This window comes from Hallella bergensis DSM 17361, from assembly GCF_000160535.1.
Lineage (GTDB): Bacteria > Bacteroidota > Bacteroidia > Bacteroidales > Bacteroidaceae > Prevotella > Prevotella bergensis.
In genome coordinates this window covers 50,306-67,560 of sequence record NZ_GG704784.1, presented here as the reverse complement: position 1 = coordinate 67,560, position 17,255 = coordinate 50,306, and the positions used below count along the sequence as shown (strand labels likewise).

At 52.3% G+C, this 17,255-nt stretch carries 9 protein-coding genes; 5 read left to right on the top strand and 4 right to left on the bottom strand.

All coding sequences use genetic code 11. From position 1 onward, the window contains the following. The first annotated feature begins 54 nt into the window (after window positions 1–54). Together HMPREF0645_RS11800 and glmM are read left to right on the top strand one after the other, a co-directional pair. Window positions 55–708, top strand: a complete 654-nt coding sequence (locus HMPREF0645_RS11800; RefSeq protein WP_007175265.1) for a BamK family beta-barrel-assembly machinery protein — start codon at window positions 55–57, stop codon at window positions 706–708. A 64-nt stretch (window positions 709–772) separates the two neighbouring features. Continuing rightward, complete coding sequence (gene glmM / locus HMPREF0645_RS11795) at window positions 773–2,167, top strand: phosphoglucosamine mutase (RefSeq protein WP_007175264.1); 1,395 nt, start codon at window positions 773–775, stop codon at window positions 2,165–2,167. Between the two features lie 25 nt (window positions 2,168–2,192). On the opposite strand, the gene queG is transcribed toward glmM, so the two are convergent. The 3 genes from queG to HMPREF0645_RS11780 are packed head-to-tail and all read right to left on the bottom strand — an operon-like array spanning window position 2,193 to window position 7,157. Further along, a complete protein-coding gene (gene queG / locus HMPREF0645_RS11790; RefSeq protein WP_007175263.1) occupies window positions 2,193–3,128 on the bottom strand; it encodes a tRNA epoxyqueuosine(34) reductase QueG in 936 nt (311 codons plus the stop codon). Beyond that, window positions 3,106–3,717 carry a polysaccharide deacetylase family protein gene (locus tag HMPREF0645_RS11785; RefSeq protein WP_007175262.1) on the bottom strand — a complete coding sequence of 204 codons (612 nt, stop codon included), beginning with the start codon at window positions 3,715–3,717 and terminating at the stop codon, window positions 3,106–3,108. Before HMPREF0645_RS11785 ends, queG begins: the two co-directional genes overlap by 23 nt. A 50-nt stretch (window positions 3,718–3,767) precedes the next feature. Next, entirely contained in the window at window positions 3,768–7,157 is a 3,390-nt protein-coding gene (locus HMPREF0645_RS11780) for a DUF2723 domain-containing protein (protein ID WP_007175261.1), read from the bottom strand. A gap of 367 nt (window positions 7,158–7,524) precedes the next feature. On the opposite strand from HMPREF0645_RS11780, the gene HMPREF0645_RS14015 reads away from it, so the two are divergent. Beyond that, window positions 7,525–7,701: a hypothetical protein gene (locus HMPREF0645_RS14015; protein ID WP_211205384.1), complete on the top strand. Its 177-nt coding sequence runs from the start codon at window positions 7,525–7,527 to the stop codon at window positions 7,699–7,701. 302 nt (window positions 7,702–8,003) lie between these two features. On the opposite strand, the gene HMPREF0645_RS11775 is transcribed toward HMPREF0645_RS14015, so the two are convergent. Then, window positions 8,004–12,116, bottom strand: a complete 4,113-nt coding sequence (locus HMPREF0645_RS11775; RefSeq protein WP_007175258.1) for a hybrid sensor histidine kinase/response regulator transcription factor — start codon at window positions 12,114–12,116, stop codon at window positions 8,004–8,006. A 308-nt stretch (window positions 12,117–12,424) separates the two neighbouring features. Between HMPREF0645_RS11775 and HMPREF0645_RS11770 the strand changes: the two genes are divergently transcribed. Both HMPREF0645_RS11770 and HMPREF0645_RS11765 read left to right on the top strand, forming a co-directional pair. After that, window positions 12,425–14,068: a carboxylesterase/lipase family protein gene (locus tag HMPREF0645_RS11770; RefSeq protein ID WP_007175256.1), complete on the top strand. Its 1,644-nt coding sequence runs from the start codon at window positions 12,425–12,427 to the stop codon at window positions 14,066–14,068. A gap of 93 nt (window positions 14,069–14,161) precedes the next feature. Further along, window positions 14,162–17,227, top strand: coding sequence for a SusC/RagA family TonB-linked outer membrane protein (locus HMPREF0645_RS11765; protein WP_007175255.1), 3,066 nt, complete (start codon window positions 14,162–14,164; stop codon window positions 17,225–17,227). Window positions 17,228–17,255: the final 28 nt, after the last annotated feature.

Here is a 17,255-nt window from a genome sequence, read left to right as displayed (position 1 = left end):
TATTCGTGGCTCTATCGGCTTTTTATTAACTTTGCATCCATAAACATAACAAATATGACAATGAGGAAACTGACCTTTCTGTCCTTGCTGCTAATCGGCATCATGGCCCTGGTGGGCTGCAAGGATCGAGAAACCTACGCCGACCAGAAAAACAGGGAACGCGCGGCCATTAGTAAATATGTGGCCGACTCGGCTGTCAAGGTGATCAGCGAGGAGGAATTTGCCCGGAAAAACTATACCACGGACGTGAAGAAAAACGAGTTTGTGCTCTTCGAGTCCAACGGTGTGTACATGCAGATTGTGCGCAAGGGCTGTGGCAGCCCCATCAAAAATGGGGAAAGGGTGAGGGTATTGTGCCGCTTCACCGAGCGAAACATGATGACCGATTCCATCGAGGTGTCCAACGTTCTGGCTTCAGCGCTGGGCTATTGGGTGGACAAGATGTCGGTGACCAACAATTCCGGAACGTTCACTGGGTCTTTTGTTCCAAAAGAGAGCACGCTGGTGGCTGCCCATGGGCTGACGACCAGCTCGGTGCCGCAGGGATGGCTTGTGCCGCTGACGTTCATCAACGTGGGTCGTCCGGCCAACGAGGGCGACGAGGTGGCCAAGGTGCGCATCATCGTTCCGCACGACGTGGGTCACATGGGGGCAACCTCGCGCGTGATACCTTATATGTATGACATCACCTACCAGCGTGGGCTGTAATTCGGATATGAACCTAAAAACCAATCCGGGATAACCGGATGATAACATTTTAAACCAATAGAATATGACCCTAATCAAATCAATTTCGGGCATCCGCGGAACTATCGGTGGCCCGGTGGGTGACACCCTGAATCCGCTCGACATCGTGAAGTTTACATCGGCATACGCCACCTTCATTCGCCGGAACAGTAAGTCACCGAGCAATAAAATCGTCGTGGGACGCGATGCACGCATCTCGGGCGATATGGTGAGAAACGTGGTGTGTGGCACATTGATGGGCATGGGGTATGATGTGATAGACATCGGACTGGCCACCACGCCGACTACCGAACTTGCCGTGACCATGAGCGGGGCCGATGGTGGCATTATCATCACGGCCAGCCACAACCCCCGTCAGTGGAATGCACTGAAACTGCTGAACAGCAAGGGCGAGTTTCTGACGGCTGCCGATGGCAGTGAGGTGCTGGACATAGCCGAGCGGGAGGATTTTGAATATGCCGAGGTAGACCATCTGGGCAAATACAGCCAGGACAATTCGTTTAACAAACGACATATCGAAGAAGTGCTGGCCCTGTCGCTGGTCGATGTTGAGGCTATCCGGAACGCCGGTTTCAAGGTGGTGGTGGATACGATCAACTCGGTGGGTGGCGTTATCCTGCCCGACCTCTTCGAGGCACTGGGTGTTGAGGCCACTTTCCTCAATGCGGAACCCAATGGAGATTTTGCACACAATCCAGAACCCATCGAGAAGAATTTGGGTGAGATCATGGCCGAATGTGCCGGAGGCGACTACGACTTGGGTATCGTGGTGGATCCCGATGTGGACCGACTGGCCTTTATCCAGGAGGATGGAAAGATGTATGGCGAGGAATACACGCTCGTTACCGTGGCCGACTACATACTCGACCACGTGCAGGGACCCACGGTGAGCAACCTCAGTTCGACACGTGCACTGCGCGATGTGACCGAGAAACACGGCTGCAAATACCATGCATCGGCAGTGGGTGAGGTGAATGTCACGACCAAGATGAAAGAAGTTGGCGCCGTGATCGGCGGCGAAGGCAACGGTGGAGTGATCTATCCGGAAAGCCATTACGGCCGCGATGCATTGGTGGGTATCGGTCTGTTCCTGAGCTCAATGGCTCAGAAAAAGATGACCGCCAGCCAGCTGCGTGCAACGTTCCCCAGCTATTTCATGGCCAAAAACCGCATCGATCTCACCGCTTCCACCGATGTAGATGCCATCCTGATGAGGGTGAAAGAGAAATATTCCGGCGAAAACGACGTGCAGGTGACCGACATAGACGGCGTGAAGCTCGACTTCCCCAACAAGTGGGTGCATCTGCGCAAGTCCAACACCGAACCCATCATCCGTGTCTACAGTGAGGCCCTGACCGAAGAAGAGGCTGACCAGATAGGCAAGGAGCTGATGCAAGTGGTGAGCGACATGTGCGAATAAAAATAGGCGAGGGCCGATGGCGGAATTATTCTCCTTCCGAAAAGAGGGTGGATATGTTCCGCATCAGGCCTTTGTATTTCACCCTTTTTACTGCGGAGCCTTTGAAAAGACGGCGATAGTCTTCAACGGAAAGGTTCTTCCAGTTGTCACGGGTCATACGCAGAAGCTCGGGTTTCGGTTGGAACTCGGGAATATCGGAGGGTGTGGCGAAGCGGTTCCAGGGGCATGCCGCCTGGCATCTATCGCATCCGTAGATAACGTTTCCCATTGCTTTTTTGGCTTCTTCGCTTAGTTCCTTGCGGTTCTCAATGGTCTGATAGGAGAGGCAGAGCGTGGAATTGAAGTCATGGTTTGGGCTTAATGCCCGGGTGGGGCAGTGGTCGATGCATTTTGTACACGCCCCACAGCGGTCGGCTATAGGTCTGTCGTAGTCGGTCTCGAAGTCGAGAAACAACTCTCCCAAGAAGAACATACTGCCGGCGTGGGGGATGATAAGCTGCCGGTTTTTGCCCACCCAACCGAGTCCGGCGCGTACGGCCCAATATCTTTCGAGCACCGGACCGCTATCCACAAACACCCGGTAGTTGGCATCTTTGAGCCGATCCTCACCATAGATAAAGGCGGCAAGGCGGTGCAGTCTCTGCTTCATCACCTCGTGATAATCCTGTCCGAGCGCGTATGCTGCAATCTGTGGTTGGTCTTGAGGCAGCCTTTGGGTCGGAGCATAGTTCATGGCTACCGACACGATAGACTTCAAACCGTCCATCAACAAACGTGGATCCATACGTTTATCCAAGTAGTTTCCCATCCATTCCATATCGGCATTCATCCCGTCGGCAAGCCATTGTCGCAGATGGTTTTCAACCTCCTGCGACACCCGTTCGGCCTTGGCTATGCCACATGAAAAAAAGCCAAGACGCTTGGCCTCGGCTTTAATCTCATTCGAAAATCTTGAACTCATATCCTTGTTCCTGTAGCCATTGCAATGCTTCAGGCAGTGCAGTCTTCAGCTTGTCTATGCTCTTTTCCGAATCATGGAAGGTGATGATGGAGCCGTTGCGGGCATATCGCTTCACGTTTCTGACCACATCTTCTGCCGTGAGCCACTTGGAGTAGTCGCGGGTGACGAGATCCCACATCACGATTTTGTATTTGTGTTGCAACCACCAGTACACCGAATGGCGCATCCAGCCATGCGGCGGACGGAAGAGGTGGCTCTTGATCAGGTCGTTGGCCTGTGCCGTGTTGAGGGCATAGGTCAGCGCCCAATGCTTGAAAGCACCCATGTGGTTGAACGTGTGGTTGCCCACTTGATGCCCCTCTGCCACGATTTGATTGTAGAGGTCGTGGTATCGCAGCACGTTTTCGCCCACCATGAAGAAGGTAGCCTTGGCTCCGTACGCCCTCAGTGTTTCGAGAATGAACGGAGTCGAGGTGGGAATCGGACCGTCGTCAAAGGTCAGATACACGGCGTGTTCGTTGGTATCCATTCGCCAGATGGCATTAGGATACAGCCATCGGAGCCATTTGGCCGGTTGTTCTATGAACATCTGCCCGAATCAATGATGCTACCTGATATTCCCATACGCCTCTCCATTCGCTATTGTCCCAAGGGTTTTCCGCCCTTGTTGATGTAGAGACTGTAGAAGTTATCGATGTGTGCCTTTTGCTTGGCGGCCAGTTTCTTGTCCACCATCCCTGTGATGTCGGCTATTTGCGACATGATGGTGAGCTGAATCATGCAGTCGCGCTGCGAATTTTGGAACCGTGAACCATCGAGACTCAGGTAGTAACTTCCGTATTGGCTGGCCTCTTTCCATACATCATTGATGATGGCGAGCGCCTTTTTGCTTTGCCCGAGCAGTGCGTATGCCTTGGCGATGTCGGTTCCCCCGCTCATGTAGTTCATCGGAATGTTGTATGACGGCATAACCTTTTCAGCCTTCTGCAACACCTTGAGAGCCTTGTCGCGCTTGTTCTCGGCAAGCAAGTTCAGGGCGAGCTGGCCGAAGAGGCGCCGGTGGGTGTAGCACATGCGCATGGTGGTCTCGTCGATATACAGTCCCTTGGTTTCGAGCCCGCCATAGCGGTAGCGGTGCATCAGGTTGTTGTAGGTGGCTTCGGTGTCGAAGTTCTTGGTTCCCGGCTTGTTGGTGAGGAATGGCGTGATGCGGTTGGCAAGGCCTTCCTGCACGAAGCTGTCGCCCAGATTCATATAATTGCTCTCGCCTACGGTCAGGGCTACATAGATGGGTCGAGTCCAGTTGCAGTTGGCAATCATCTCGAGCATCATCAAGTCTCCCTTGTAGAGTGCACGTTTACCGGCCAGCGAGATAACCATCTGGTCGGGGATGGTGTCGCTTGCCATCATCATTCCACTCTTCTTCACGGCCTCCTTGTCGATGGGGACATAGAGCGTGTCGGTAGGAATCATGTGCATGGCTTCTTTGACTTTGCTCTCCTCAACGCCGAAGACGGATGCCAAAATACTGGTCTGTTCATTGGTGAAATCACCGCGCACCCAGTATTTCATCACGTTGGCCACCTCGAAAGGATTCTTTCCGAAGAGCTTCTCGGCGGTCTCGCGGTCTTGCTTGTACAGCTCCGTGATGCTTTGTTTCATGTTGGGCATCACTTCCACATATTCGTTGGTGCCCGAGCAATAGTCGAGTCGGGGCCACGTGATCGGTACGGCAGGCGAGTCGTAGGCCGGGCGCTTCATCTGGTCGATATACCAGTCGGTCTGCAAATAAGAGAGGTTGCACACGCGCGTGTCGGTCCTAACGCCTTCCACGTCTTGGTTATACCAGAGTGGGAACGTGTCGTTATCGCCGTTGGTAAAGATAATGGGGTTGCCCTTATCCTGCAAAGTCATGAGATAGTTTTGGCCGAAATCGCGACATACGTAGCGGTTGGAGCGGTCGTGATCGTCCCACGTCTGACTGGCCATCTGTATCGGTACGAGCAGGCAGATATGCGCAACGATAGCCGTTGCAACGACGTTGTCGAGTTTCAGATATTTCTTCATCAAGTCGATGATGGCCGCCACACCCATACCGCACCAGATGGCAAAGGCATAGAACGAGCCGGCATAGGCATAGTCGCGCTCACGAGGCTGCACCGGCGACTGGTTGAGATAGACCACAATGGCCAGTCCGGTCATGAAGAAAAGGAAGAACACCACCCAGAACTGGCGTATGCCGCGCCGGCCGCGGAAGGCCTGCCAGAACAGGCCGATTAGACCAAGCAGCAACGGCAGACAGTAGAATGCGTTGCGCCCCTTGTTCTCTTTCAGGGCGTCGGGCAGCTTGCTCTGGTCGCCCAAACGGGCATTGTCGATGAAGGGAATGCCCGTAATCCAATTGCCGTGCTCCAGTTCTCCATGTCCCTGAATGTCGTTTTGCCGACCGGCAAAGTTCCACATGAAGTAGCGCCAGTACATGAAGTTGCACTGATAGGAGAGGAAGAACCTGATGTTTTCGAGTTGGTTGGGCATCTTGACCATTACAGGCTCGCCGCAACGGTCATACGGCACCTGCGTACCCTCGACGCCCCCCATCCAGGCTTCATAGTCCTGCGCATGGCTTGCATCGTGCATGCGCGGGAAGAGCATGTTCTGGGCATAGACATATTTGTCTTTATGCGATACAACGAAATAGGAGTCTTTCTCCTCAGGCGAGGCTTTTTCCTTGCGGCTGTAGATGGGCGCGCCCTGTTTCATCTTGGGTCGGCACATCTGCCCGTCTTGTTCGAGAGCCACCTGCGAGGTATAGGCCTGCCCGTAAAGCAACGGACGGTCGCCATACTGGTCACGGCTCAGATAGCTGCCCAAGGTAAAGATGTCTTCGGGAGAATTCTGATCCATAGGTGGGTTGGCCTCCGAACGAATGACGATGAGAGCATAGCTGGAATAGCCAATCATGAGCATCAGCATACAGAGCAGAGCCGTGTTTTTGAATCGTGAGGTGACCACATGCACGGGCTTTTTGTTGATCATCCGTTTGTAGTTGAGCAGGATGGCTGCAACGACCAACACAATCGCTCCAATCACTACTGCGCTCCAACCATATCCGTAGAACGGAATGCCGATGAGGCCGAAGGCCAGAAGGAACGAAATGTTTTCGCGACGAGCGTTTTGACCGATATAGCTTTCGTAGATTCCCCACAGCACTGCGGCTACGAGCAACACAATATAGAGAATGAGCCCCGTGTTGAACGGCATGCCCAAAGTGTTCACGAAGAACAGTTCAAACCATCCGCCGACGGTGACGACACCCGGCACCACACCATAAAGCACGGCGGCCACGATGACAAATGAGATGAGCAGCGCCACGAGCGACCCCTTGGTCTCCACATCGGGGAACCGGCGATAACAGTACACCAGCACGATGGCCGGGATGCAGAGCAGGTTGAGCAGGTGGACACCGATGCTCAGTCCCATCATGTAGAAGATGAGCACCAACCATCGGTCAGCGTGGGGCTCGTCGGCATGGTCTTCCCATTTCAGGATGAGCCAGAACACAATGGCCGTGAATGCCGATGAATAGGCATACACCTCGCCCTCTACGGCCGAGAACCAGAAGGTGTCGGAGAAGGTATAGATCAGTGCGCCCACCAGGCCGCTTGCCTCGATGGCAATGGTTTTGCTGAGCGTCAGGCTGTCCCAATCCTTCACAATGAGCTTGCGGGTGAGGTGGGTGATGGTCCAGAAGAGGAACGTAATGGTGGTTGCCGACAGCAGCGCACTCATGGTGTTCACCATGCGCGCCACTTGACTCGGGTCGCTGACAAACTGACTGAACAGGTTGGCCGTGAGCATGAAGAACGGTGCCCCCGGTGGGTGGCCGACTTCAAGTTTGTATCCGGTAGCGATAAATTCGGGACAGTCCCAGAAGGAGGCTGTCGGCTCAATGGTCGAACAATACACCACGGCGGCTATCAGAAAGGCCAGCCAGCCCAGTATGTTGTCCACTAATCTGTACTGTTTCATTTATATCTTTGAATCAATGTGTTATTGCAATACGCGTATGCAACGATTGTGCAAAGATAGTAAAAAGCAGAGAGAGAACGGATAAAAGCATGGAGATTTTTAACCTTTGTTCTCATCTTGACCACAATTCTGGCGCCTGAGCCGGTCAAAAACCTTTTTTGCCGGCTTAGTTATTTCGCATTCACGGAGTTAAAAGGGTGTGCTTTTTTCTTGACAAACCCTGCTCCATGCTTCGCTTATTTGAAAATAAAAATGCTGTGGGTCGAAATTCGCAAAAGAAACGCTATTTTGTATAAGTCTGATAGTTAGCGTGTTGTGTATTTAGGCCATTATGTGCCCTGTTTTCTCACCTGCGGTTGCATATGGAATGGCGGTGCGGTTCAAGCGTTATCGCACCGCGAATGGGCTTTCGTCGCACCGCGATAAGGCTGTAACCGCACCGCCATCAGGCCGTTATCGCCTGGTCATGGCTTTTTCCGAGCCATCCGGACTGATTTTGACGATCGAAACATGGCGCATTTCTGCCCAGATGATGGAAAAGTAAGCGTTGGAAAACAGTAATCTAATTTTACAAATTTAGCACTTGCGAGGGAAGAGTGTAACAAGTGGTCCGAGCGCAACAAAGGCATACACGCACGAACTATCATTTCCTACATTACAACATGAACAAGGACATGCAGATTATCGGACGATTGAAGGCAATAGGTGTCGTTATGGGTCAAATTGCCTGCAAACCATTGCTGAATTACGATAACGCTGTCTCCCAACCTTTTCTTCATGGGCGTTGACGCCAGTCCAAGTGCTGAATCTGGGCGACTCTCATAGTCTACGCCTCATGCGCTTACCCTATTTTTTCCCTTTAGGGACTGTGCTTCCATACTCGCTTGGCGTAACGCCAAACTGTTTCTTGAAACTGGTGGAGAAATGGGAGGGCGTGGAGAAACCTGTCATATAGGCAATCTCAGATGAGTTGTAGCGCCCCTCGCGCAATAGCTTGGCGGCTCGGTTGAGCTTATAGGTCTTAAAGAATGTAGATGGATTCAGGCCTGTTAGCCCTTTCACTTTATAGTAGAACTTCGTGCGTGAGATGCAGAGTATCTCCGCCATGCTGTTCACATCCAGTTCGCTGTTGGCCAGTTCTTGGTCCATGAGATGATAGAGGTCAGTCATGAACGCCTCGTCCTGTGGCGACAGCTCGCCCTCGCTCACCTCGTCCATCTGCGTGGCCTGCGAGAGATGGGAGCGTGTTTTGGCGCGGTTGGTGAGGATGGAGCTGATAAGTGCAAGGAGATAAGTGGGTTCGAAAGGTTTTGTGACGTAGGCGTCGGCATCGGTCTTCAGTCCCTCCACCTGGCTCTCCACCGTATTCTTTGCTGTCACGAGTATCACTGGTATATGGCACATCTGCAGGTCGTCTTTGATACGTCGGCATAGCTCGTACCCGGTTGTGCCCGGCATCACTACATCAGAGAGCACAATGTCGGGTGCGTTCTTGGCCATCGACTGGAAGGCCGTCTCTGCGTCGAAGTAATACACCACGTGATAGGTAGGCGAGAGCAGTTCGCGCAGATAATGCACCACGTCGGTGTCATCGTCTACAATCAGTACTGTAGGCCGCGAGCTGTCGCTTTCCTCGCTTTCGTTGTCGTTTCTCAGAGTCATCTGTGCGGCCACACGCAGCTCAGCCGGCGTAACGAGCTTGAGCGTCTCGTCTACAGCCGCCCGCTCTTCGCTGGTGTAGAATTCGTCGTCGAGGGGCAAAAGGAGAATGAATACCGCGCCTGAGCCTTCTTTGCGGTTGGACGCTGTGAGGGTGCCGTGGTGGAGCATGGCCAGACTGCGGGCGTAGTAGAGTCCGATTCCCGTGCCACGGTTAAAGCCTCCACCCTGATTGTCTGCCTGATAATAACGTTTGAAGATAATCTCCAGTTGCCCTTCGGGAATACCCTTACCACTGTCGGCTACTACAATTTTGGCATAGCGTTGGGCTCGTTTGGCCACACCCGTGAGTTCTTCAGTCACGGTCTCGGCGGGCACAATATCGAACGAGACGGAGATGCGACCGCCACGAGGCGTGAATTTCAGGGCGTTACTCAGTAGGTTGGTCATAATTTTGTCCACCTTGTCGGCATCTATCCACATCAGGCAGGAGTCTTCGATGCCATAGCTCACAAGCGTGATATCCTTCGCCTGTGCGCTTATGGTGAAGTTTTCCACGACGGGACGGAGCGTGGCAATGATGTTATCGCGACGCACCTGTAGGTGTAGGGTGTCGTTCTCCAGCTTGTTGAAGTCCATCAGCTGATTCACCAGGCGGAGCATCCGATCAACGCTACGACCGACAATACTGAGCAGGCGTTTGTCGTCGCTGGTCACAGAGTCTTTGTGCAGCAGCTGGGTTATAGGACCCGATATCATGGTCAGCGGTGTACGGAACTCGTGTGAGATGTTGGCGAAGAAACTCATATTCATCGTATTAACGCGTCGTTCCTGCTCCTTCTCGAACTCCGCCCGACGAACTGCTGCGCGCTCGCGCTGTATGTTGCGGGTTATCCTGACAGCCAGTATAGCGAGACCGAAGGCCAGCAGCAGGTAGATTGTCCATGCCCACCATGAGTTCCACGGAGCAGGACTGATGGTGATGGTCAGTTCTTTCTCGTCTTCCACCACATTGTTCTCGATGTTGGTGGCTCTTACTCTAAAGGTATAGGTGCCGGCGGGCAGATTGGCGTAGAACGCCTCGCGATTGTTGTGCGCATCAATCCAGTACTTGTCGAAGCCCTCCATCTGATAGTAGAAATGCACACGGTCGTAGTCTGAATAGTCAATGGCGGCAAAGGCGATACTGAATCCGTTCTGCCGGTGATTCAAACGGATGTGGGGCTGGAGAGCCATGCTCTGTTCGATAGGACCGCCTTTCGATGGGCGCACCAGCTGGCTGTGTATCTTCAGGTTTTCGAATGTCACGCGATAGGCATGCTTGTTGGTCACCTCCATGGGGTTAAAGGCTGTAACGCCGTGGGTGCCGCCAAACATCAAAGTGCCGTCGGCGAGTATGGTTGAAGCACGGTCTTCAAACTGGTTTCCGCCGATACCGTCGGGTTCAAAGAAATTGGCGATGTGGCCGGTAGAGGCGTCATATTTGCTCATTCCGCTCATGGTGCTCACCCAGATATGTCCCTGCTGATCTTCCTCGATGCCGGAAATATCGTTGCAAGCCGTGCCTCGTACGGAGGTGAGTGAGCTGTCGGCAAGCGAATAGCGAAGCAAACCGTTACTGACGGTACCTATCCACACGTGCCCGCTGCGGTCCTGATGTACCGCTGTGGGGATGAATACTGAACGTGAGATGGCCTGCTTCATATCGCCCTCGCGTATGGGCAGATCGCTGACCATGCGCGAGCGTGGGTCGATGGTGCGGATAGGGCGATAGAAGGCTGCAACGAGGATGCGTCCGTCAGCAAGCTGGGTGATGCTGGGAATAAAGGTGAAGTCATTGTCGGCAAAGGCCTGAAGGCTCTTGAACTCTTTCTCGCCGGGCAGGAGGTAGCATACATTCACCGAGGCCGTAGTCACCCAGATGGTGCCGAGGTTGTCTTCGATGATGTGCATCGGGAATGTTACATCATAGTGCTCCACTACGGTCAGCCGTCCTCCCTCCATCTTACAGCGTAGCACGCCGGCATCGCTCACAGCCAGCCACACCTCGCCCGAACGGGTCACACAGAAGTTTCTCACATAGCTGTCGCCACGCCGCTCACGGTTGGAGCCGAGCAACTGGTCGAGCGTGATGCGCGCCGAGGCGTGTGTCTGGGTGTTGTAGATAATAATTCCTTGGTGGCAGGTCGATACAAGCACCTCTCTGTCATGACTTGCTATGGCGGCTACAGGACACCCGTCTACCAGTCGTTGCAGATAACGGTCGGCATTGAAATGGTCCTTTTGGCTATAGGCTACGGCAAACCCCTGATCTACCGAGCCCATCCAAAGGTTACCCTGTGAATCAGTAAAAAACTTATCCACCCTGAATCGTGGAGCTTCGAATGGGAATCCTGCCTCAGTCTGGTCGATGATGACATTCTCACGATTGTTGTAGTAAAACAACTTACCCTCCGTCGAGGAGAATACCATGCCGCCATACGGATAGTCGGTCATGGCCAAGATGGTGGCTGAAGTCAGTCGGCCCGACGCCAGTGCGGGGGGCAGAGGCATGAAATGGCGGTTGGTGGTGTCGAACAGCCGCATCTCGTTGTCGAAAGCTATCCACAATTCATGGCCGTTGCGTAGATAGGATGTGCGTGGCACCCGGTTGAGGGTGATGGTATGTATAAGTTTGCCGGTCTTGGTGTCGTATGCCTTCAGTGACGTGTCCCCCACCAGCCACGCCATATCCTTGGAGTCGATAAAGAGACGTGCAAAATAAAACGACGTGTCGAGTCCCCTGATGAACGGACGAATCACATCGTCTTTCTCGTTGTAGGCATAGATGTCCGTGCCGGTATTGAAAAGTATTTTGCCACTGCGTGTCTCGGCTATCTGCTGTATATAACGGTTATCCACCTCCAGACGGATGCGTCGGAAATTGTCTTCGTCGGTGTAAATACACGTTCCATTGACGGTGGATACCCACAGACGGTTTTTTGAGTCGCGGTAGACGGCGGCCACATGATTATCGGGTATAGAGGTGGAGTCGTCGGTGACAAAATACTGATAAAATTCTTTCGATACATAGCGGTTGAGACCACGGAAAGTGGCCAGCCAGATGTGCCCCTGCGCATCCTCGGCCATCGAGAGAATCTGGTGGTTGGAAATACTGTTGCTGATGACAAGGCTCTGCTCGTCGTCGGGCTTCACATCGTCGCACGAGTCTGTTCGTCCGCACGCTGACAGAAGAAGGGCAGATAAGAATGCAAGGAAAATCAGCACGTTTTGTCCGCCATCCGATTTCTGGTTTATCATATTCTGGTTTGCTTTCCGATTGTTCGAATTATTAGGTATAAATAGTGATGCAAAGATAGTAGTTCGTTTCAGAAACAACGAATAAAAAAAGTACAATTTTCCGTTTTCTGGTTTTTCTTCTCTTTTTTACTGTCTCGTATATGCTTGTGTATCAATGCTGTTTTACATATACGAAAGCATTTGAACAAATCGGACAGCCTGTTTTTTACAACTTGACAACCCATTTGAACGCTGGCAATAGACTTCCTACGATATCTACCATACTTTTGTCGGTGAAATAAAAACCTACAATTATCAAAACTCACAACATGATGAAAACAGCATCCATACTTCTTGTTTCGTTTCTCGCGCTTTCGTGCGGAGGACAGCAAAAGACAACTACCGGACAGCAGGAGGGTGAGGGGCTCGTCACCTCTGAACAGCAGACTGTGGCCACCACCCAGTACGGCAAGATAGCCGGCTATATAGATCGCGGGGTCTATATATATAAAGGTGTGCCCTATGGCCAGGCCGAGCGTTTCATGGCTCCCACGGCTCCCAAGCACTGGGAGGGTGTGAGAAGCTGCCGCACCTTCGGTCCAACTTGCCCGCAGGAGAAGCGTGCAGGATGGCAGAATGACGAGATAGCCTTCGCCTTCAACTGGAACGACGGATTTGCCGGCGAGGATTGTCTGCGTTTGAATATTTGGACTAAGGGATTGCGCGACGGGCAGAAACGTCCCGTTATGATATGGCTGCACGGCGGAGGATATGCTACCGGTAGCGGTCAGGAGTTGCCCTCCTACGATGGCAGAAACCTGGCGGATAGAGGCAATGTGGTGGTTGTGACCATCAACCATCGTCTGAACGTGCTGGGATTCTTAGACCTCTCTGCCTATGGCGATAAATATGCTCATTCAGGCAATGCGGGACTGATGGATATTGTATCCGCTCTCGAATGGGTGAAGGCTAATGTCAGCGAGTTTGGCGGCGACCCGACCAATGTGACCATTTTCGGTCAGTCGGGTGGTGGAGGCAAGGTGTCGACACTTCTGGCTACGCCCAGTGCCAAGGGACTTTTCCATAAAGCTATCATAGAGAGTGGCTCCATGCTGCGTACAATGAGTCAGCAATGGTCACGCCAGATTGGTAAGAGCACCGTGGAACAGCTCGGACTCACCCCAGCCACTATCGACCAGCTTAAGAGCATGCCTTACGAGAAGCTACTTGCTGCCGGTACTGCTGCCATAGCCAAAGTGAAGGCTGAGGCCGAGAAGGAGGGCATCACCACATTTATGTTTGGCTGGGCTCCTACGGTCGACGGCGACATCCTGCCCCGTCAGCCATTTGACCCGCAGGCTCCCGAGCAGTCGAAGGATATTCCTCTGCTTATCGGCACCACCAAGCACGAGTTCACCACGACTACTTATGTGCCGGCACTTCGTAACATTTCTGAGAAAGAGGCTGTAGAGCAATTGCATAAGAAGTACGGTGAGCGAACCGACGAGTGGCTGTCTGCCTTCAAGGAGGCTTATCCCGAATACGAGCCCAAGGACCTTATCGACATCGACCTGGTGTGTCGTCCTAATGCTGTGGAGCAGGGGCGTCTGAAGGCTGCACAGGGTGGGGCACCGGTGTGGATGTATCTCTTCACATGGCAGTCGCCGGTGCTCGATGGCATTCTCCGTTCTACCCACTGTATGGAAATACCCTTCGTATTCAACAACGTGGTCCTGCATGCCAGCATGACGGGCGGGGGTAAGGAGGCTGTCACATTGGGCGAGACCATGAGTGATGCATGGGTCAGCTTCGCCCGTACGGGCAGCCCTGTCACCAAGGCATTGGCTGATTGGGAATCGTTCACGAGCGAGGGCGGTGCTACGATGATTTTCGACACGAAGTGCAAAGTGGTACATAACCACGACAAGAAGCTCATCGACCTCTCTCGTAGCTTTCCCATACGCGGGTTTTAACCGAGTTTTCCACCGCCCGGTTTAGGCCGGGCACAAACCATAGGCAAATTTTATCAAACACTATTACCTAAAAAATAACTAACAAGCAAAACTATGAAAAGTCAATCACTGCGGCAAATTGCCATCATGGTTCTTCTATGGACCATGTGCATCCCTCTTGCTTTAGCACAGACTATGCTGAAGGTGCACGGAACAGTAACAGACAATCAGAACGAACCTCTCATCGGCGTCAGTGTCAGGGAGAAAGGTACGAACAATGCCTCTATATCCGACCTTGACGGTAACTACACGCTCTCGGTGAGTAAGGGTTCTACTCTCGTGTTCACCTATGTGGGCTACACCTCACAGGAGCAGAAGGTGACATCGTCTACGCTCAATGTGACACTCCTCGAAAACAAGAAGGTGCTGGAGGAAGTGGTCATCGTGGGATATGGTGTGCAGAAGAAAAGCTCTGTGACAGGTGCCATCTCCCAAGTTCGTTCTGAGGACATGCAGAACCGCACCATCAGCAATGCCCAGCAGGCTCTGCAGGGTAAGACGGCCGGTGTTCAGGTCATCTCCGCAGCTGCTCCAGGTGGTGCTCCTACCATCCGTGTTCGTGGTTATTCCTCTAACGGCCCCTCTAATCCACTATATGTTGTCGATGGTGTGCGCTTGAGCGACATATCGGGGGTCGACCCCAACGACATCGCCTCGATAGAGGTGCTGAAGGATGCTGCCTCGGCTGCTATTTATGGTGCGGAGGCTGGTAACGGTGTGGTACTCATCAGTACGAAGAAAGGTAAGGAAGGTCTGGGCAAGATCACTTACGACTTCCAGCTTGCCTCACAGGGATTGGCCAAGATTCCCACGATGCTCAATGCTGAGGAATACATCAATTATATGGATGAGGCTAAAATCTTCAAGCGTGCGGATGTCATGAATGTGTGGGATGGCAAGACCGATACCAAGTGGACTGATGTAGCCTTTGAGAACAGCCTCATGACTAAGCACAGCATAGCCTTCCAGAATGGAAATAATAAGGGCAATTACTATCTCTCGCTGGGTTATCTCAATAATAACGGTATTGTCAAGGGTGATGCTGATATTTACGAGCGTCTCTCAGCCACCATCAACGGCGAGTATGAAATCAAGCCGTGGATCAAGGTAGGATCGACCAATCAGGTTATGAAATACAGACATCGTGCTGTGTCGGAGGCCAACGAGTATGGCTCGCTGCTCACCTCTGTCCTTCTGATGGATCCGCTCACTCCCGATACTTATGCTCCCGACAATCTTCCCGCCAGTATGAAGAACGCTATCGACCAGGGCTACACACTCCTGAAAGACTCCAATGGCAACTACTACTCTGTGTCGCAGTTCTATCAGAGCGAGCAGTATCATCCTATGATCATGCGCGACAGCAGCATTCCCAAGAACAGCGGTTTTAGCATCAGTGGTTCTATCTATGCCGACCTCAAGCCTTTTGACGGCTTCACCTTCACCTCGCGCTTCGGCTACCGTCTGTCGGGCAATCGCTCCAGTACGACAACCCTGCCTTCTTATGGCAATTCGCGCTCGTTCACGCGTTATAATGCACAGAGCAACACCTCCTCAACAAGAATCTATTATCAATGGGAGAACTTTGCCAATTATATGAAAACCTTCGGAGGACACACCCTAACAGCCATGGCCGGTATTTCTTTCCAGCAATCGTCATACGACTACGTCACCGGTACACTCTCTGCTAATGGAGAGGATGCCCTCCTGAAGAATGAGCCGGGCTTTTATTACCTCAACTTCCCTAAATCCTCGGCTACCAAGGGTGTTGCCGGCGAGACCACTTACACTTCTAAATACTCTTATTTCGGCCGTCTCTCATACGACTATCTTGGCCGTTACATGCTCCAAGCCTCTCTCCGTGCCGATGCTGCCGACCTCGCCTATCTGCCGTCGACCAACCGCTGGGGTTATTTCCCCGCAGTGTCTGCTGGTTGGGCAATCTCCGAGGAAAACTTTTTCCAGCCACTGCTTAAGGTTGTATCCAGTTTGAAGCTGCGAGCTTCTTGGGGTCAGAACGGTAGTCTTGCCTCACTTGGCAACTATCAGTACTCCACCGATATGACCAAGGGCACTCCTTATGCCCTGTCACCCGGTCTGGCCTATACTACAGCAGTTTCACCTGCTACCATGGGTAACGACAAACTCAAGTGGGAGACGTCAGAGCAAATCAACTTCGGTATTGATGCCCGTTTCTTCAAGAACCGCATGTCACTGAGTATTGACTATTTTGACAAAAAGACCAAGGACCTGCTGATGACGGGTACTACTCCCTCGCTCATCATCGGTGGTACAACATCGACAGTGAATGCCGGTAATGTAAGCAACAAAGGTTTCGAGATGGAGCTCGGCTGGCGCGACCAAATTGATGACTTCTCTTACAGTGTGCGTGGCAACATGGCTACCCTGAAGAATAAGGTCACCTATCTCGATCCGTCACTCGTACGTGTAGGTGGTGCCAGTTTCCACAACCAGTTTGTTACCTATTTCGAGTCTGGTTATCCCATCTATTATTTCCGTGGCTATAAGTTCAAGGGCATCGACGCTGCTACAGGTGAGCCTGAATTCTACGATGTAGACGATGACGGCAGTTTTACAGAGAACGATAAAACTGATATTGGTAACGCCATTCCCAAGGTGACCTACGGTATCACCCTGACAGCTGCTTACAAGGGCGTGGACCTTACCGTGTTCGCTACAGGTGCTGCCGGCAATAAAATCTGGAACTGTATCAACCGACCCGACTATGTTCAGTCCAACAAGCTGAAGAAAATCTTCTATGATAACCGCTGGACGGAGAGCAACCCTAATGGTACAGTGCCTTTTGCTGGTGCAAGGGGTATGGAGACCTATCTGCGTTCAGACGCTCTTGTCTACGACGGCTCTTACCTCAAAATAAAGCAAATCCAGATTGGCTATACGCTTCCGAAGAGTCTGCTCCCGAAGAACTTCGTCAAGAATGTGCGTATATATGGTTCGCTTGACGACTTCTTCACCTTTACTTCTTATCCCGGCTTCGATCCGGAGACATCTGTAAACGCAGTGAATGGTATGGGTATCGACAAGGGTTCCTATCCTGGTTCCAAGAAGATGGTACTCGGTATCAATGTGGAATTCTAACAACTAACTTAAACTGACTTTTATCATG

Coding starts and splice junctions, on each gene's coding strand:
- HMPREF0645_RS11780 (WP_007175261.1), bottom strand. CDS start 7,157: ATGAAACAGTACAGATTAGTGGACAACATACTGGGCTGGCTGGCCTTT.
- HMPREF0645_RS14015 (WP_211205384.1), top strand. CDS start 7,525: ATGGCGGTGCGGTTCAAGCGTTATCGCACCGCGAATGGGCTTTCGTCG.
- glmM (WP_007175264.1), top strand. CDS start 773: ATGACCCTAATCAAATCAATTTCGGGCATCCGCGGAACTATCGGTGGC.
- queG (WP_007175263.1), bottom strand. CDS start 3,128: ATGAGTTCAAGATTTTCGAATGAGATTAAAGCCGAGGCCAAGCGTCTT.
- HMPREF0645_RS11765 (WP_007175255.1), top strand. CDS start 14,162: ATGAAAAGTCAATCACTGCGGCAAATTGCCATCATGGTTCTTCTATGG.
- HMPREF0645_RS11800 (WP_007175265.1), top strand. CDS start 55: ATGACAATGAGGAAACTGACCTTTCTGTCCTTGCTGCTAATCGGCATC.
- HMPREF0645_RS11775 (WP_007175258.1), bottom strand. CDS start 12,116: ATGATAAACCAGAAATCGGATGGCGGACAAAACGTGCTGATTTTCCTT.
- HMPREF0645_RS11770 (WP_007175256.1), top strand. CDS start 12,425: ATGATGAAAACAGCATCCATACTTCTTGTTTCGTTTCTCGCGCTTTCG.
- HMPREF0645_RS11785 (WP_007175262.1), bottom strand. CDS start 3,717: ATGTTCATAGAACAACCGGCCAAATGGCTCCGATGGCTGTATCCTAAT.